This is a genomic window from Chryseobacterium sp. NRRL B-14798, from assembly GCF_050470705.1.
GTDB classification, from domain to species: domain Bacteria; phylum Bacteroidota; class Bacteroidia; order Flavobacteriales; family Weeksellaceae; genus Chryseobacterium; species Chryseobacterium cupriresistens.
On sequence record NZ_JBFLUL010000005.1, the window covers coordinates 483301 to 502337 of the forward strand.

Genomic DNA, 19037 nt, shown 5'->3' on the forward strand with positions numbered 1-19037 from the left:
TATATTTATTTTTTTACATTTTGGACAATTCATCCAGCCTTTTTCTGTCTTTCTCAGACAAATCATTCACTCCGTTTTTGCCCATCTTACTCAAAAGTCTGTCGATTTCTTTCTCCCGCTCGCGTTTATCAGAATTGAATTGATCATCAATGGTATAATTATAATTTTTTTTCTGATCAGGGAAGAATCTGCTTCTGATCCATTCTCTGTTGAAAAATAATATAACTGCGGTAATGATCACTCCCAAAATTAATAATTCGTTCATGGGTATACATTAAAAATTAGGTTTATAAAGTATCCGTAAATACGTTATAAACCCAATGTTATTTTACAAACCTTACGGTTATTTTTGCATGTTTTTCGCTTCGATGCTCAGCGTAGCGTGAGGAACGGCTAAAAGTCTTTCCTTAGGAATCAGCTTTCCTGTTACTCTGCAAACACCATACGTTTTATTTTCGATTCTGATCAAAGCATTTTTAAGATCACGCACGAATTTTTCCTGTCTTCCTGCCAAAATAGAATTCTGTTCTTTGCTCAACGTTTCTGCTCCTTCCTCAAAAGCTTTGAAAGTAGGAGACGTATCATCAGTACCATTATTCTGGTCATTGATAAAACTTTCTCTGATAAGCTGAAGATCCTTTTCTGCTTTTTCTATTTTTTCTTTAATGATCGCTTTAAATTCCTGTAAATCAGCATCGCTGTATCTAACTCTTTCGTCTGACATATTCTTTCTCTTTTTTAATAAAATTATGAAATGGAATTTGAAATATAATAACTACAGGTTAATTTTTTTCAACATTTATCTTAAAATTAACCTCATCTATTTCGATTTCGTTAAAATTTAAAAGTGAAGATACAATTTCTATTTTATTTGACAAGACTTCGGAAGAAATATATTCCTCATTTTTCTTAATCTCATTCAGGAAAGGAGAACTTTCTTCCAATGTGATCGAAATTCTGTCTGTCAGTTCAAAGTCTTTATCTTTTCGCAGGTTCTGAATTCTGTTGATGAATTCTCTTGCGATCCCTTCAGATTTTAACTCATCGGTTAACGTCAAATCTAATGCCACAGTTGTTTTTCCATCGGAAGTTACTGTCCATCCCGGGATATCTTTTGTAGAGATTTCCACATCATCAAGAGTGATCTCATATCCCTGAACGTCTATTCTTCCTTCTTTTTCAAGACCGGCAATCTGTTCTGCACTAAGATTAGCAATCTCTGCACCTACCACCTTCATATCTTTTCCTAATTTAGGACCAAGCGCTTTGAAGTTCGGTTTTATCTGTTTTACAATTAAATGGGATGCTTCTTCAGCATTGATTAACTGTAATTCTTTCACGTTCACTTCCTGCTTGATCAGATCTGCAACTGCAAGAATCTGCTCTTCTGTTTTAGAATCCAGTACAGGAACCAATACTTTTTGTAAAGGCTGACGAACTTTTACATTTTCTTTCTTTCTCAATGAGAAAACCATACTTGTAATGTTCTGTGCCAAATGAGTCTTTTCAACCAGATCCTGATCGATTAAACTTTCATCAGCCACCGGGAAGTCTGTAAGGTGTACAGATTCACAGTTTTCCTTACCTGTTACTTTATTTAAATCCTGATACAACTGATCCATGAAGAACGGTGCAATAGGAGCGGATAATTTTGCTACTACTTCAAGACAGGTGTATAGAGTCTGGTAAGCGGAGATTTTGTCATCAGAATAGTCTCCTTTCCAGAAACGTCTTCTGCATAATCTTACATACCAGTTACTCAGGTTATCGTTCACAAAAGTACTGATCGCTCTTGCTACTCTTGTCGGCTCATAATCTTCGTAGAATGCTTTCACCTCCTTGATCAGAAGATTAAGCTCAGAGAGGATCCATCTGTCGATTTCCGGACGGTTTTCCACTTCTTTTTCCGAATAGTTGAAGCCATCCACATTCGCATACAAAGCGAAGAATGAATAGGTATTGTAAAGGGTTCCGAAGAACTTTCTTCTTACTTCGTCGATTCCTTCAATGTCAAACTTCAGGTTTTCCCATGGGTTGGCATTGGAGATCATATACCAACGCGTAGCATCCGGTCCGTATACAGCAAGTGTTTCAAACGGATCTACTGCATTTCCTAAACGTTTTGACATCTTCTGTCCGTTCTTGTCCAGAACAAGACCGTTACTCATTACATTTTTATAAGCAACTGAATCAAATACAGCCGTTCCGATTGCGTGAAGCGTATAGAACCATCCACGCGTCTGGTCAACACCTTCTGCGATAAAATCAGCCGGGAATGCTTTATTATTGTCGATTAATTCTTTGTTTTCGAAAGGATAATGCAACTGGGCATAAGGCATAGACCCTGAATCGAACCAAACGTCGATCAGGTCGCTTTCACGCTTCATTGCTTTTCCTGAATCAGAAACCAATACCACTTTGTCAACCACGTTTTTGTGAAGATCCACAAGCTCATAGTTAGACTCTGCCATATTTCCGATGATGAAACCTTTGAACGGGTTTTCAGTCATCAGCCCTGCTGCAATTGATTTCTCGATTTCGTTATAAAGTTCTTCTACAGAACCTATGATTTTTTCTTCTTTCAGATCATCTGTTCTCCAGATCGGCAATGGAATACCCCAATATCTTGAACGGGATAAGTTCCAGTCGTTTACATTTTCCAGCCAGTTAGCAAAACGTCCTTCACCCGTAGCTTTTGGCTTCCAGTTGATGTCTTTGTTTAAATTAACCAGTCTGTCTTTTACAGCAGTCATTTTCACAAACCATGAATCCAACGGGTAATACAATACCGGTTTATCTGTTCTCCAGCAGTGTGGATAGGAGTGAACATATTTCTCTACTTTGAAAGCCTTGTTCTCCGTTTTCAATAAGATGGCAAGTTCTACATCCCATGATTTCTCAGGAGCAGTTCCTTCGTCGTAATATTCGTTTTTGATATAAGTTCCGGAGAATACCTCAGGAACATTTTCTCCTTTGATGAATTTCCCTTGTAAATCTACCAATGGTACAAGATTATCATTTTCATCTTTTACCAACATCGGTGGAACCTCAGGCTGAGCCATTTTAGCAACTCTCGCATCATCGGCACCAAAAGTAGGTGCTGTGTGAACGATACCTGTACCATCCTCAGTTGTTACGAAATCTCCCAGGATTACTCTGAATGCATTCTCAGGGTTGTCATTAGGTGTAAACCACGGAACTAATTGCTCATATCTTGTATCAACAAGCTTTTCTCCTGTAAATTCTTTTAGTATTCTAAAAGGGATTACTTTCGTTTCCGGAGTATAGTTGGCAAAATCTTCATCTGTACCTTCTGCGTATTTTTTACCGAAAACTTTAGGTAAAAGAACGCTGGATAAAACTACTGTTACAGGTTCAAATGTATATTGATTGAAAGTTTTAACTAAAACATATTCAATATCTCTCCCTACGGTAAGAGCTGTATTGGATGGAAGTGTCCATGGCGTGGTCGTCCATGCAAGGATATGAACATCTCCGTCAACATCATTGAATAATGCTGAAGAGTCTTTTTTCACTTTAAACTGAGCCACAACCGTTGTGTCCGAAACATCACGATAGGTTCCGGGCTGATTTAGCTCGTGAGAAGAAAGTCCTGTTCCTGCTTTTGGAGAGTAAGGCTGGATGGTGTAGCCTTTGTACAACAAATCTTTGCTATACAACTGCTTCAACAACCACCAAACGGTTTCCATATATTTTGACTTGTACGTGATGTACGGATCATCAAGGTCTACCCAATATCCGATTTTCTCCGTAAGGTTATTCCATACATCGGTATAACGCATTACTGCTTCACGACATGCTTTGTTATAGTCTTCAATAGAGATTTTTTTGCCAATATCTTCTTTCGTGATTCCTAACTCTTTTTCTACACCCAGTTCCACAGGAAGACCATGCGTATCCCAGCCTGCTTTACGGAAAACCTGCTTTCCGTTCTGAGTCTGGTAACGGCAGAAAATATCTTTCAATGCTCTTGCCATTACGTGGTGAATTCCAGGCATACCGTTTGCTGAAGGCGGACCTTCGTAAAAAACAAACTCAGGATTTCCCTGACGAATCTCAACACTCTTATTGAAGGTTTTATTTTGTTTCCAAAATTCCGCTACATTCTCTGCTACGTCAATAAGGTTGAGGTTTTTGTATTCTTTAAATTGGCTCATTGTAAATATCTCAATATCGTTGATTAATTAAGTCTGCAAATTTACTAAAATTTGTCGGTTTATAATATATGTTTTATTTAGGTAATTTCTATTAAAAAGTTCAATTTCAGAAATATAAATGGAGAAAGTGAGAAAAAGTGAATGGTGAATGGTCAATAAGTGAATTTTTCGGGTTGTATTTGATGTGAAATTTAATACAATTTATTCAATAGGAGCGGACAATTATCCTGAGCATAGTCGAAGGAACCCCCCTTAAATAATAAAAACAAATCCACCGGCTTTAGCCAACACCTACAACATAATCATCTGTGAAAATCTGTGAAATCTGCGGTCAAAAAAATAAGCATAACTTAAAAATTCGTATATTTAATTAGACGTATAAACCCAAATGCTGTATGAAAATCTTTTATTACCTGATGCTTTTGGTTTGTTTTATCAACACAGGCATTGTACAAGCTCAAAATAATTATCCACAAAATTATTTCAGAAACCCACTAAATATTCCCATGCAGCTTGCTGCCAATTTTGGTGCTGTGCGGACCAATCACTTTCACATGGGATTGGATCTGAGAACCAACAGCCAGGAAAATCTTCCGGTTCTTGCAGCCGCAGAAGGTTATGTGAGCAGAATAAAAGTAGAGCGGTACGGATTTGGAAATGCAGTGTACATCACTCATCCCAACGGCTATACCACGGTATATGCCCACCTGAATAAATACTTCAGTAAACTGGATGAATACGTAAAGAAAAAACAATATAAAGAGGAAAAGTGGGAACAGGATATTACTTTTCAGCCCGGACAGTTTCCTATGGAGAAAGGACAACAGATTGCTTTGAGTGGAAATACCGGAGGTTCGGCGGGTCCGCATCTGCACTTTGAAATAAGAGATACCAAAACAGAGGAATGCTTAAATCCGTTACTTTTTGGGTTTGCCATTCCTGACAATATTGCCCCGATTATTAGCGGATTGTATTGGTATGACAGACGTTTCAGTACTTATGAACCCGGTGCAAATAGTATTGCCGTAAAAAAAGCGGGAAATGCTTATACGGCTAATCTTGTTCAGGTGAGTTCTCCGGAGATAAGTTTTGCCATTAAAGCTGTAGATAAAGCCAATAAAGGATTTAATCTTGGTATTTATCAGACAGAACTGTTTATGGATGGCAATCTGATGTACAGTTTTAAAATTGATAAAATACATTACGACGATACCCGGTATATCAACGGCTGTATAGACTATACAAAATTCATCAGGGATAAAATGGGAATTCAGCACCTGTCTGATTTACCGGGAATGAAACTGCAGAATTATAGCCTTTCAGACTTAAGTGGGGTTATCAAACTTCAGGATGAGAATGTTCACACCATTGAAATCGTTCTGAAAGATGCCAAAGGAAATACAAGCCGCTTAACAACAAAAGTTCAGTTAAGTAAAACTTCAGAGAAAGTATCTCCAACAGGAAAAACGGTGATGCCTGATGAAGGGAAAACAATTGCAACCGGAAATGCGGAAATCAGCTTCAGTAAAAATGCCATCTATGATGTCGTAAATTTCAATGCTTATGAAAAACCGGATACAGATCCGGATGCTGTTTCAAATACCATTGTTTTGCATAGTCCATACATTCCCGTTCAGGATGAATATACTTTAAAGATAAAACCGAAAAGAAAATTAACCAATACAGAAAAAGACAAAGCTGTTATCCTCCTTGATTATGGCAGTGATAAAACCGTTGTCAAGGTAAAATGGAATGGTGACTGGGCAGAAGGGAAATTCAACAGATTGGGTACGGCGAAATTAGTGATTGACAATAATCTTCCATCCGTTTCATCAGGCTGGGCAGAAGGAGCGTTGGTTAATAGCAGTTCATTACTTTTAAAGGGAACAACGAAAGTGGGTGATATTGTATCATTTCGTGCCGAACTGGATGGTAAATGGCTGAGGTTTGCAAGAGTAAAAGATAATTTTGTCTACATTTTTGATGAAAAATGCCCGAAAGGAAGTGGTTCTCATAGTTTAAAAGTAACAACTATCAATACTGCCGGGAATACCAATACACAAACTTTTACGTTTAGGAGATAATTCATCTTTTAATACTTGAATCTTTAAATCTTTTAATTTTAATTAGATAAATTTGCCTTTTAAAAAATTAAAATCATTGGAATTTCATCCGTCAATCGAGAAAGCAGGGATTCAGGAAATCAAAATATTTCAGGAAGAAAAACTTCATGAGCTTTTGGCTTATCTTGAAGCTCATTCGCCGTTTTATCAGAAACTGTTCAAAGAAAATAATATTACTATAGAGGATATTCGTACTTTGGAAGATCTTCAGAAGATTCCTACCACCACAAAGAATGATCTCCAGCAGTATAATCATGATTTTTTCTGCATAACACCGGATAAAATTGTGGATTACAGCACCACTTCCGGAACATTGGGAGATCCGGTGACTTTCGGATTGTCCGACAGTGATCTGGAAAGGCTTGCATACAATGAAGCGATATCTTTCGCATGTGCAGGAATTCAGAAAGGAGATGTTGTGCAGATGATCACCACCATAGATAAAAGATTTATGGCTGGACTTGCCTACTTTTTGGGCTTACGGAAAATGGGTGCCAGCGTAGTAAGAATGGGACCGGGAATTCCTGAACTGCAATGGGATTCTATCTTCAGATACAAACCCAGATATCTGATCACTGTTCCTTCTTTTCTGTTGAAAATGATTGATTATGCGGAAAAACATGGATTGGATTATAAAAATTCCGGTGTTTACGGTGCTGTTTGTATTGGAGAAAGTATCAAAAATCAGGATTTTACAGATAATATTCTTTCACAGAAAATCAAAGAAAAATGGGACATCAAACTCTTTTCCACCTATGCCTCTACGGAAATGAGTACTGCCTTTACAGAATGTGAATTCCAGATCGGAGGACATCACCATCCGGAACTGATTATTACAGAAATTCTGGATGACGATGGCAATCCTGTGAAAGAAGGAGAAAGCGGAGAACTTACGATTACGACTTTGGGAGTGGAGGCCATTCCTTTGTTGAGGTTTAAAACCGGAGATCTTGTAAAAGCCCATTATGAACCATGTCAGTGCGGAAGAAATACAATGAGATTAGGACCTGTTGTAGGAAGAAAGCAGCAGATGATCAAATATAAGGGAACAACATTGTATCCTCCTGCCATGAATGATATTTTGAATGATTTTAATAATATCTTATGCTACCAGATTGTGATTCAGGCCAACGAAATCGGACTTGATGAGATTATCATTAAACTGAGTACAGAAGCAGATCATGAAGGGTTTGTCAATGAAGTAAGAGACCACTTCCGTGCAAAACTGAGAGTAAGTCCTAAAATTGAAATCATAGACTTTGATATTCTTTCTAAAGCAGTTTTTAATCCAAACAGCAGAAAACCGATTAATTTTATTGATTTACGTTGATCTGCTTTTCTTAAAAATTAATATTATTCTTTTTATTTTACACTTATTCCGGCTTAAATTAGCCGGATTTTTTCTTACTAGATCAATAAAATGTCTTTTTTACGAAAATCCGTTATTTAGAGTCTTATTGAGTAATTTTACGGGAATTAAACATAAAAAAATGGAAAAAAAATTAATTCTGATGGCTGGCTTAACTATAGGCCTTGCATTCGTATCATGTAAAAAACAAGGTAATGAACTTGAAAAAGAACTCTCGGCAGCACATGCTAAATTGAAATCTGATCATAGCAAATTAGAAACAGCTCATTCGGTAATGGAAAAAGAACATGCTGCTTTTACCAGTATTCATCACCTGCAGAATGAACCTGCTACCAGTGAGCATAACAAAATTGAAGCTTTGCATAAGAATATTCTGCAGCAGCATGCAGACCTGCTTTCCAGGCATTCTGAAATTATAAAAAAGCATGATGAATTGGAGAGAAAGCATGCAACTGAAAATTTTGACATCAATCAATTGAAAGCTGATCATGATCAAATGATGAAAGAGGATGAAGAACTGATAAGGGAGCATACAAAAATGACAGAAGATCATACAAAAATGATGGCAGAAGATGCTAAGATAAAAAAAGAAGATAAATTGAAATAATTTTGTACAAAAACGGTCTGAACTTTCAGGCTGTTTTTTTACGGTTACTTATCAATAAAAGTAAATATCTTTGGGCGCTTAAATAAAAACTAATTTAAAAAATATGAGAAAATTATTGTTATTGCTGTTCATGGCAATTGGAGTGGTAGCTTTTGCCCAAAATCAAATTAAAGTTGAGTCCGGAAATTTTGATTTTTTAAAAGATCAAAACGAAGTGAATGTTCAGTTGGTGTTTGATAATGCAGCCTATCAGGAGAAGAACATGACGGAAGCTCAATACCTGGAAAACAGGAAAGCGGATATTACAGCCAAAAAAAGCGAAGCTGTATGGAAAAACTGGATTTATCAGTGGGGACAGTTTAAAAATTCTGAGTATTTGGACTATTTCCTTAAAGGCATAAATGGGAAATCCAAAAAAGTAGTTTTCAAAAAGGATGCAAAGACAAAATACACGCTGATTATTGATGCAAAATGGATTTATGCCGGCTGGTATGGCGGAATGATAGGTTCTCAGGAAGCAAAATTAACAGCAGATATGAAGTTTGTGGAAACTGATGATCCTTCGAAAGTAGTGATGAGATTACAAGCAGATAAAATAGGAGGCAAGCAAATGAATAAAGAATTTGCATGGGAATACGGAAGAATAGCTGCAGCCTATGAAGTTACCGGAAAAAAATTGGGAAAGGAAATCAAAGAAGTTATAAAATAAACAAAAACGGTCTGAATTTTTCAGACCGTTTTTATTATGCTTGATTTTGCTGCTCCTGTTTTTCCAGCTTGATCAGGTTCGCAAGGTTTTTAATTACCGTATCGTGCTTTCTCACAAAAGGATTGTCTTTATTCCAGACATAGCCTGCTAAAACAGCACAGATCTTTTTCTTTACATCCGGATTTTCTGGCTGATGGAAGAATAGCTCCTGCAGATTTCCGGTATACCATTCTTTTACATAGGTGGTGAAAACATCCACTCCGTATAAAATGTAGTCTGTGTATTCCCTTTGCCAGTCGATTTTTTCTCCGTTTAATTGTCTTAGCGCCAGTTTTGCGGCCAGCATTCCGGATTCTGTGGCAAAAGCCATTCCGGAAGAAAATACCGGATCAAGGAATTCAGAGGCATTTCCTGTTAAGGCAAATCCGTCTCCAAATAAACTTTTAACCGAACAGGAATAATCTTTCAGATGTTTAGGTTCAAAAAGGAAATCTACGTTTCCAAAACGTTTTACATAATATTCAGAAAGAGAAATCGCTTTTCTTAAAGCTTCCATTGTATCTCCGTTTTCAGACAATTTGTCGATATATTCAGTAGGCCCTACAATTCCTAAACTTGTGTTTCCGTTGGAAAAAGGAATTACCCAAAGCCATACTTCAGTTTCAATGATGTCAAAAGAAATTAAAGTTCCTTCTTCTCCCGGTTCTCTGTTGATATCATTTACATGAGAGAAAATCGCAGAGTGAGGTGATAATTTTGAAGGTTTTTCAAGATCAAGCAGGCGAGGCAGTACTCTTCCGTATCCGCTGGAATCGATAACAAACTTAGCGTGGATCTCTTTTGTTTCTCCATCCTTGTTTCTTACCGTAGTTATAGAATCTGTCCCGTCAAATTTGATATCTATCACTTCAGTTTCAAACTCAAGATCAATTCCTTTGTTAATGACTTCCTGAGCAAGTGTATTATCAAAATCAGCTCTTGGAACCTGCCAGGTCCAGTCCCAGCCTTCCCCGAATTTGTTGCTGAAATCAAAAATGCAGACTTCCTCACCACGAAGGAAACGAGCCCCAAGCTTTTTTTCAAAGCCCATTTTGTCTAATGCAGGGAAAAGTCCGGCCTCCTCAAAGTGGTCCATTACCCTTGGAATTAAGCTTTCTCCAACTACGAGTCTGGGGAATTTTGTTTTTTCAACTACTTTTACGCTGACGTTATTGTTCTTCAGGTACGAAGAAGACACGCATCCGGAGGGTCCGGCTCCGATTACAAGAACGTCAACAAATTCTTTGCTCATCTTTGATTTTTTATTTTAATAATAACTTTTATCTTTGCCGCAAAATTAGTGACAAATAATTAATATTTTACAAAATTATCAACTATTACTTTTAATTGATGAAAATAAATAACTTTTTAGAACTGAAAGACTTTCAAAAAATTATCATTGAGAATGAAAAAATAGAACTGGATGAATCACTTTTATCAAGAGTGGATAAAAGTTTTCAGTTTTTAAAAGAGTTTTCAAAAAATAAAGTAATATATGGTGTGAACACCGGTTTTGGGCCCATGGCTCAGTTTAAAATCAGTGATGAAGACACCCACCAGCTTCAGTATAACCTGATCAGAAGCCATTCTTCAGGAATTGGAAATCCTTTACCTGCGGAAGAAGTAAAAGCGTGTATGCTGGCAAGATTGAATACCTTATCTTTAGGGAATTCAGGAGTGCACCAGTCTGTTATTTATCTGCTTCAGGAGCTGATCAACAGAGATATTACCCCATTGATCTTTGAACATGGAGGCGTAGGAGCAAGCGGAGACCTTGTTCAGCTGGCTCACCTGGCTTTGGTATTGATTGGAGAAGGAGAAGTTTTTTACAATGGAGAAAGAAAATCTACCAAAGAAGTTTTTGAAACAGAAGGCTTAGAACCGATCAAAGTAGAGATCCGTGAAGGACTTGCTTTAATGAACGGAACTTCCGTAATGTCAGGAATTGGTATTGTGAATGCTTATAAAGCGAATCAGCTTGTTGATATTTCCCTTAGGCTTTCCTGTGCGATCAATGAGATTGTACAGGCTTATGATGATCACCTGTCAGAAGCGTTGAACGGAACCAAAAGACATTATGGGCAGCAAAAAGTGGCAGAAAGAATGCGTTCTCATCTGGCAGACAGTAAGTTGATCAGAAAAAGAGAAGAGCATCTTTATACTCATTTTGAAGAGCAGGAAAAAGTATTCAAGGAGAAAGTTCAGGAATATTATTCTTTACGATGTGTTCCTCAGATTTTAGGTCCGGTATTGGATACATTGGAATATACAGAGAAAGTTCTTGAAAATGAGATTAATTCAGCGAATGATAATCCGATTATCAATGTTGAAGACCAGCATGTTTACCATGGAGGAAACTTCCATGGAGATTATATTTCTCTGGAAATGGACAAGCTTAAAATCGTGGTGACAAAACTGACCATGCTTGCAGAAAGACAGTTAAACTACCTTCTGAATGCGAAAATCAATGAAATTTTGCCTCCTTTTGTCAATTTAGGTAAATTAGGTTTCAATTTCGGGATGCAGGGAGTACAGTTTACGGCAACTTCTACTACGGCAGAAAGCCAGATGCTGTCAAATTCTATGTATGTTCACAGTATTCCAAACAATAACGATAATCAGGATATCGTTAGTATGGGAACAAACGCTGCGGTAATTTGCAGAAAAGTCATTGAAAATGCTTTTGAAGTATTGGCGATTGAAGCGATTACCATTATTCAGGCTGTGGAATATCTTGGATTCCAGGATAAGGTTTCATCCTCTACAAAAGAACTGTATGATGATATCAGAAAAATTATTCCTGCTTTCTCAGACGATATGGTCATGTATCCGTATCTGGAGGAAGTAAAGAAATACCTGAAAGGAATGTAACTACTGGTTGCCATCAATTGTCTTTTAAAAAAGGCTTCCAGCATCAACTTAAAAAACTAAAAACGATATAAACACTAACGCATGAAATGTGCAATTGTAACAGGTGGCTCCAGAGGAATCGGGAGGGCAATCTGTATAAAACTGGCAGAAGAGAAAAACTATCACATCCTTATCAACTACGCTTCAAATGAAACGGCAGCCAAAGAAACATTGGCTAAAGTGGAAGAATTGGGTTCTACCGGAGAAATTCTTAAATTTGATGTAGGAAACACCGAAGAAACACAAGCTGTTTTAACGGAGTGGCAGGAGAAAAACCCTGATGCAGTGGTGGAAGTGATTGTCAATAATGCCGGAATCACAAGAGACGGCCTTTTTATGTGGATGCAGAAAGAAGACTGGAATAATGTGATCAATACAAGTCTTGATGGTTTCTTCAATGTGACCAATTTCTTTATTCAAAAGCTTCTTCGTAACAAATACGGAAGAATCATCAATATGGTTTCTGTATCCGGAGTAAAAGGAACAGCCGGCCAGACGAATTATTCCGCTGCGAAAGGAGCTTTGGTAGGAGCTACAAAGGCTCTTGCTCAGGAAGTTGCCAAAAGAAATGTTACGGTAAATGCAGTTGCGCCGGGTTTCATCAAAACGGATATGACCCAGGAGTTTAATGAAGATGAGCTTAAAGCAATGATTCCTGCCAACAGATTCGGAGAAGCAGAAGAAGTGGCAGATCTTGTCGCATTTTTAGCATCTAAAAAATCTTCCTACATAACAGGTGAAGTGATTAATATTAACGGAGGAATTTACTCATAAATAATCTAACAATATACCAATGTACCGGTGTACCAATGTTGATTGATATCAATGAAAAGATTGTTACATTACTAGACTGATACATTGTTAAATTCAATATAAACAAATGGAAAATAGGGTTGTAATTACCGGAATGGGAATTTATTCCTGCATCGGGACGTCTTTAGAAGAGGTCAGGGAATCCCTATATCAAGGAAAATCCGGTATTGTTTTAGATCAGGACAGAAAAGAATTTGGTTTCAGGTCTGGCCTCACAGGAGTAGTTCCGAAGCCTGATCTTAAAAATCTTTTAAACAGACGCCAGCGTATCAGTATGGGAGAAGAAAGCGAATATGCTTATCTTGCTACCCTGGATGCTTTAAAACAGGCGAATCTGGATGAAGAATTCTTAGAGGCTCATGAAGTGGGGATCTTGTACGGAAATGACAGTGTTTCCCAGGCAGTCGTAGAATCTATCGATATTGCAAGGGAAAAGAAAGATACAACATTGATGGGATCGGGAGCGATTTTCAAATCAATGAACTCAACAGTAACGATGAACCTTTCAACGATTTTTAAGCTGAAAGGGATTAATCTTACCATCAGTGCAGCATGTGCAAGCGGTTCTCATTCTTTAGGGCTGGCTTATATGATGATTAAAAATGGTTTCCAGGATATGATTATCTGCGGCGGAGCTCAGGAAACCAACAAATATTCCATGGCGAGCTTTGACGGATTGGGAGTGTTCTCAGCCAGAGAAGATGAGCCTGCAAAAGCATCAAGACCTTTCGATGCAGAAAGAGACGGATTGATTCCAAGTGGCGGAGCAGCCAGTCTGATTGTTGAAAGTTTGGAATCTGCCCAAAGAAGAGGCGCTCCGATTATTGCTGAAATTATCGGATATGGTTTTTCTTCCAACGGAGGTCATATTTCAACTCCTAATGTAGATGGGCCGGCTTTGGCAATGGACAGAGCCTTAAAACAGTCAGGATTAAAAGCTTCAGACATCGATTATATCAATGCTCACGCAACTTCTACTCCAATTGGTGATGCGAACGAAGCGAAAGCCATTTATGAGATTTTCGGCAGTGAAGTTCCGGTAAGTTCTACCAAATCTATGACCGGACACGAGTGCTGGATGGCAGGTGCAAGTGAAGTTATCTACTCCATTCTGATGATGCAGAACGATTTTGTTGCTCCCAATATCAATCTGGAAAACCCTGATAATGAAGCACAAAAGATAAATTTAGTTGCAAAAACAAAAAATCAAAAAATTGATGTATTTTTGTCGAATTCTTTTGGGTTTGGGGGAACCAATTCTGCACTAATAGTTAAAAAATTTGATTAAAAACATGGAAAGGGAAAAAATTGTTGCTATTGTTAATGATTTTCTGGTAAACGAATTCGAGGTAGACGGAGACGAAATCAGTAACGATGCCAACCTTAAAAATACACTGGGCTTAGACAGCTTAGATTATATCGACATGGTAGTCGTGATCGAATCCAATTTCGGCGTGAAATTAGGAGAAGCAGATTTCAAAAAAATGGTGACATTTGATGATTTCTATACAACGATTGAACATAAGATTGCTGAAAAAAACGTGTAGTTATTGAGTCAATCTTTATTCTATAAAATGTGCCAATGTAACAATATCACAGTGATCCGGTAACGGACACTTCAAAAAGGTATTATTACATTGGCTCTCTGTTATATTAAATTCTAGATATGAACAAGTGGAAAGGTAAATCTAAAGGAACAGTACTCGGATACAGAATATTTGTCTGGTGTATTAGAAATATCGGGATCAGAAGTTCATATGGGGTGCTGTATTTTGTAGCCGCTTATTATTCCCTGTTTCAGAAGAAAAGCAATCAATACATTCTTTATTATTTTCAGAAAAGATTGAACTATGGATACTGGAAATCCAAAGCTTCCATCTTTAAAAGCTATTTTACCTTCGGAAAAGTTCTGATTGATAAAACAGCTATTTCAGCAGGACTCAGAGAAAAATATACCTATGAATTTGACGGTATTGAAAACCTCAGAAATCTTTTAGCTGCTAAAAAAGGAGGTGTGCTCATCAGTGCCCATATCGGTAATTTTGAAATTGCAGAACACTTTTTTGCAGATATCGACTTCGACTGCCAGATCAATCTGGTAACCACAGATCAGGAAGTGACCGTGATCAAGGAATATCTGGAAAGTGTTGCGGTAAAAAAGAGTAATATTAAGTTTATTTACGTGAAGGAGGACATGTCTCATATCTTTGAGATCAATCAGGCTTTGTCTAATAATGAACTCATCTGCTTTACCGGAGACCGTTATTTTGAAGGTTCCAAATATCTGGAAACAGAACTGCTGGGTAAAAGTGCAAAATTTCCGGCCGGCCCGTTTTTGATCGCCTCAAGGTTAGGCGTTCCCGTAGTATATGTCTATGTGATGAAGGAGAATAATCTTCATTACCATCTGTACGCAAGAGTGGCACAGAATATCAAAAACCGTGATTCACAGGGACTTTTACAGTCTTATGTTCAGAATCTTGAAACCATGGTGAAAAAATACCCGCTTCAATGGTTTAATTATTTTGATTTTTGGGATGATGTTGATTAATTTTTCTATTTTTATCCCGAAAAACGAATAAAAACTAAAAAACCATTAAGATTTACCGAGATTTAAGAGAACCCATAAAATTTCTATGCTTACTTTACCAAAGTAAACTTTAAATATCTTAAATTCCCTGTTTCTTAATTATTAAAAGCACATTCTCTTTTGAAGAAAGCATACGACATACTTGTAATCGGCAGTGGATTGGGAGGTCTTGTTTCGGCTCTTATTTTGGCGAAAGAAGGTCTGAAAGTATGTGTTCTCGAGAAAAATAACCAATATGGCGGAAATCTTCAGACTTTTTCAAGGAATAAGCTTATTTTCGATACAGGAGTCCACTATCTGGGAGGTTTATCCAAAGGGCAAAACCTGAATCAGTTTTTTTCCTATCTGGAAATCATGGATGACCTTGAACTTCAGTTGATGGATGAAGATGGCTATGACAGAATCAGTTTCGGTGATGATGAAATAGAATATCCTCATGCACAGGGCTATCAGAATTTTGTTGAACAGCTTTCAAAATATTTCCCCGAAGAAAAAGAAAACCTTGAAAACTACTGTGAAGAAATTCAATATGTATGCAGCCAGTTTCCAAGATATCATGTAGTAGGAAAGGACAGTTACAACGAAGAAATCCTGCACCTCAATACTAAAAGATTCATTGAGTCTGTTACCCAGAATAAAAAATTGCAGTCAGTTTTACTGGGTTCCAACTTTTTATATGCCGGAGACTCGGAGAATGTTCCCTTTTATGTACATGCTCTGACGGTAAATTCTTACATTCAAAGTGCTTACAAATGTGTGAAAGGAGGAAGTCAGATTTCTAAACTTTTAATCAGAAAACTCCGGGAATATGGAGCCGAAGTACACAAGCACTCGGAAGTTTCAGAATTTGTTTTTAATGAAAATAATACACTGACTTCTGTAAAGACGAAAGCAGGAAAAGAATACGAGGCAAAACAATTTATATCAAATATAGAAATACGCTCCACCATCAAACTGATAGGCGAGGAAAGACTGAAAAAATCCTTTCTGAACAGGGTTTTAAGCTGGAAGCCTGTTTCTTCGTGTTTTAGTATTTATCTGGTTTTAAAACCTCACAGTCTTCCGAATTTCAATTACAACAGATACCACTATTCATCGGAAGATCAGGTCTGGAATGCATCCCAATACCAAAAAGAGTCGTGGCCGGAAACTTATATGCTTTCATCTACCCCTTCAAAACATCATCCTGAATTTGCAGAAAGTCTTACCGCGATTTCTTATATGGATTTTGATGAGGTTAAAGAATGGGAAAATACATTCAATACAGTTGCGGATGAGCATGAAAGAGGAGAAACTTATGAAAGGTTTAAGCTTGAAAAGACTGAGAAAATGCTTGATGCCCTGGAAAAGAAGATTCCCAATATAAGACACGCTGTTAAAACACTCTATACTTCTTCTCCCTTGTCTTACAGGGACTATATTGGTAATTTTGAAGGAAATATGTACGGATATATGAAAAGTTCAGAGAACCCTCTTAAAACAATGGTTTCCCCACGTACGAAAATTGACAATCTTTTTTTGACGGGACAATCCGTGAATATGCATGGCATCTTAGGTGTTACGATCGGAGCCTTTAATACCTGTGCCGAGATTATTGGAAAAGAAACGATAGACATGCGGTTGACACAAATGATTAATAAAAACTAAAGTGAAAAAAACTAAAACCATTTATACATCCGTTCAAAGAACCTTTCTTTATCTCACTCTTTGTTTTTTCTTCATATCCTGCGGAATATCAAAATCTATCCGGCATATTCCTGAGGTAAAACAATATGCTCTGGAGGTTCCAAAAATTACCAGAATCAACGACAGCACTTTCAGCTATAATCAGAATTATCTTACCAAAAATAAACAACAGCTCTGGGAACTTTATATTAAAGGAAATCCTTTACAATTAGGATATAATAATGGAGCATTGACACAAAGCCTAATGCAGAAGCAGGAAAGCATTTTCTTTTCAAAAGTGGAAAGTTTTGTCCCTTCAAAATTCAGACAAAGGATATTAAGGGGCTTTTTAAAATGGTATAACAGAAAAATGTACCTCAATGTAAGAGAAGATTATCAGGCAGAATTATATGGTTTGTCACAATATTCCTCGGATCAGTATGATTTTATTGCTCCCAAATATTTAAGAAGCCTTTATCTGCACGGAGCTCATGATATAGGACATGCGATGCAGGATCTGGCCATGGTGGGCTGTACTTCTCTTGCCGTATGGAACGAAAACACCGAAGATGGGGATTTGCTGATCGGAAGAAATTTTGATTTTTATGTAGGCGATGATTTTTCAAGGAACAAGCTGGTAGAATTTGTTCAGCCAGATGAAGGAATTCCTTACATGTCGGTAAGCTGGCCGGGAATGATTGGTGTGGTTTCAGGAATGAATAAGGAAGGAATTACAGTAACCATTAATGCGGGGAAATCAAAAATTCCTTTAACAGCCAAAACCCCGATTTCCCTTGTTACAAGAGAAATTCTGCAGTATGCTAAAAATATAGAAGAAGCCATTGCGATTGCTAAAAAAAGAAAAGTATTTGTTTCGGAATCTATTCTGGTGGGAAGCGCTGCAGACAAAAATGCGGTAATCATTGAAGTTTCGCCTAAGAATTTCGGTGTATATAGCGTGCAGAATACCAGCAGAGTTCTTTGTACCAATCATTTTCAGTCGGAAGCTTATAAAGATGACAAAAGAAATCAGAAACATATTGAGGAAAGCCATTCTGAATACCGTTATGAAAGGCTTCAGGAGCTTTTGCAGGAAGAAAAGAAAATAACACCGGAAAAGATGGCTTCCATTTTAAGGAACAGATCCGGTTTAAAAGATGAAAGCATCGGTTACGGTAATGAAAAAGCACTCAATCAGCTGCTAGCTCACCATGCTGTTATATTTTCGCCACAGAAAAAACTGGTTTGGGTTTCTTCCAATCCGTATCAGCTGGGAGAATTTGTTTGCTATGATCTGAACAAAATCTTTTCAGACAAAGGATTGCAGCCTGATGACCTTTCAAAATCAGGTTTAAATATTCCAAGAGATCCATTTGCGGATTCTGAAGAATTTCAAAACTATGAGTTGTCTAAAATGTACGGGAAAGAAATCAGTGAGGCTGCTGGCAATAAAAATACACTGCTGACGGATGATGTTATTCATTCCTATCAGGCTATGAACCCCGATTTCTGGCTGATCTATTATCAATCCGGAAAATACTATTTTAGCAAAAAAGAATATTCAAAGGCAAAAATGGAGTTTGAAAAAGCGCTGACTAAAGTAATTACGACGGTTCCGGATAGAAAGAATGTAGAAAAATACCTGAAGAAAACTTTAAAGAAACTGAAATGATCCCCAAATATATAAAACTGCTGTTCTGTATTCCTTTTGTTATTATCATCTGTTATTCTGTGTATTTGTGCACCGTGTACAGCTCAATACCTGAAACCATCATTATTCACGGTTACGGAAGTATGAAAGACAGCTATGGGAGTAAAATATTTCTTGTGTTTCCCATACTGATGAATCTGGCTGTTCTTGTGTTTATCTGGTTGATTATCAGAAGACCTGATAAAATAAAATTTACCTTTGAAATGAAGGAAGAGGAAAGGGAAAAAACATATCATATCACCCAGCTCGCTTTGGTTATTATTTCGATATTTGTTACCATCATGATGACGCCACTTTCATTTTCTGATGTGGTTTTTAAATAA

16 protein-coding genes are annotated in these 19037 nt (G+C 37.3%); 12 read left to right on the forward strand and 4 right to left on the reverse strand.

The genetic code is table 11. The annotated features are described in order from the left end of the window. Positions 1-13: 13 nt before the first annotated feature. The 3 genes from AB1278_RS02615 to ileS form a co-directional block, all read right to left on the reverse strand. The gene (locus AB1278_RS02615; RefSeq protein WP_343639452.1) at positions 14-265 is read right to left on the reverse strand and encodes a DUF6576 domain-containing protein; all 252 of its coding nucleotides are present in this window, start codon (positions 263-265) and stop codon (positions 14-16) included. A gap of 78 nt (positions 266-343) precedes the next feature. Then, positions 344-724: a TraR/DksA family transcriptional regulator gene (locus AB1278_RS02620; protein WP_002983772.1), complete on the reverse strand. Its 381-nt coding sequence runs from the start codon at positions 722-724 to the stop codon at positions 344-346. Between the two features lie 58 nt (positions 725-782). Continuing rightward, positions 783-4178: an isoleucine--tRNA ligase gene (gene ileS / locus AB1278_RS02625; protein ID WP_429812251.1), complete on the reverse strand. Its 3396-nt coding sequence runs from the start codon at positions 4176-4178 to the stop codon at positions 783-785. Positions 4179-4573: 395 nt separating this feature from the next. On the opposite strand from ileS, the gene AB1278_RS02630 reads away from it, so the two are divergent. The 4 genes from AB1278_RS02630 to AB1278_RS02645 all read left to right on the forward strand — a co-directional run bounded on the left by AB1278_RS02630 (position 4574) and on the right by AB1278_RS02645 (position 8986). Next, on the forward strand, positions 4574-6262 hold the full coding sequence (locus AB1278_RS02630; RefSeq protein WP_429812254.1) for a M23 family metallopeptidase: 1689 nt from the start codon (positions 4574-4576) through the stop codon (positions 6260-6262). Positions 6263-6338: 76 nt separating this feature from the next. Next, on the forward strand, positions 6339-7631 hold the full coding sequence (locus tag AB1278_RS02635; protein ID WP_202839909.1) for a phenylacetate--CoA ligase family protein: 1293 nt from the start codon (positions 6339-6341) through the stop codon (positions 7629-7631). A gap of 160 nt (positions 7632-7791) precedes the next feature. Beyond that, the gene (locus AB1278_RS02640) at positions 7792-8277 is read left to right on the forward strand and encodes a hypothetical protein (protein ID WP_395971883.1); all 486 of its coding nucleotides are present in this window, start codon (positions 7792-7794) and stop codon (positions 8275-8277) included. A gap of 103 nt (positions 8278-8380) precedes the next feature. Continuing rightward, a complete protein-coding gene (locus tag AB1278_RS02645) occupies positions 8381-8986 on the forward strand; it encodes a hypothetical protein (RefSeq protein WP_202839905.1) in 606 nt (201 codons plus the stop codon). Positions 8987-9020: 34 nt separating this feature from the next. Here AB1278_RS02645 and AB1278_RS02650 read toward each other — a convergent pair whose 3' ends face one another. Beyond that, complete coding sequence (locus AB1278_RS02650; protein WP_202839903.1) at positions 9021-10277, reverse strand: NAD(P)/FAD-dependent oxidoreductase; 1257 nt, start codon at positions 10275-10277, stop codon at positions 9021-9023. Positions 10278-10375: 98 nt separating this feature from the next. Between AB1278_RS02650 and AB1278_RS02655 the strand changes: the two genes are divergently transcribed. From AB1278_RS02655 to AB1278_RS02690, 8 genes are all read left to right on the forward strand, one after another. Continuing rightward, a complete protein-coding gene (locus AB1278_RS02655) occupies positions 10376-11896 on the forward strand; it encodes an HAL/PAL/TAL family ammonia-lyase (RefSeq protein WP_429812260.1) in 1521 nt (506 codons plus the stop codon). An 81-nt stretch (positions 11897-11977) separates the two neighbouring features. Then, a complete protein-coding gene (gene fabG / locus AB1278_RS02660; RefSeq protein ID WP_202839899.1) occupies positions 11978-12709 on the forward strand; it encodes a 3-oxoacyl-ACP reductase FabG in 732 nt (243 codons plus the stop codon). Positions 12710-12815: 106 nt separating this feature from the next. Next, entirely contained in the window at positions 12816-14036 is a 1221-nt protein-coding gene (locus AB1278_RS02665) for a beta-ketoacyl-[acyl-carrier-protein] synthase family protein (RefSeq protein ID WP_202839897.1), read from the forward strand. A 4-nt stretch (positions 14037-14040) separates the two neighbouring features. Continuing rightward, positions 14041-14295 (forward strand): acyl carrier protein, encoded by a 255-nt coding sequence (locus tag AB1278_RS02670; protein WP_202839895.1) that lies wholly within the window; start codon positions 14041-14043, stop codon positions 14293-14295. Between the two features lie 119 nt (positions 14296-14414). Next, positions 14415-15299: a lipid A biosynthesis acyltransferase gene (locus AB1278_RS02675; protein WP_202839893.1), complete on the forward strand. Its 885-nt coding sequence runs from the start codon at positions 14415-14417 to the stop codon at positions 15297-15299. Between the two features lie 159 nt (positions 15300-15458). Beyond that, entirely contained in the window at positions 15459-16985 is a 1527-nt protein-coding gene (locus AB1278_RS02680; RefSeq protein WP_202839892.1) for a phytoene desaturase family protein, read from the forward strand. Position 16986: 1 nt separating this feature from the next. Next, the gene (locus tag AB1278_RS02685) at positions 16987-18675 is read left to right on the forward strand and encodes a C45 family autoproteolytic acyltransferase/hydolase (RefSeq protein ID WP_202839890.1); all 1689 of its coding nucleotides are present in this window, start codon (positions 16987-16989) and stop codon (positions 18673-18675) included. Continuing rightward, entirely contained in the window at positions 18672-19037 is a 366-nt protein-coding gene (locus AB1278_RS02690) for a hypothetical protein (RefSeq protein WP_202839888.1), read from the forward strand. The genes AB1278_RS02685 and AB1278_RS02690 overlap by 4 nt, the downstream gene beginning before the upstream one ends.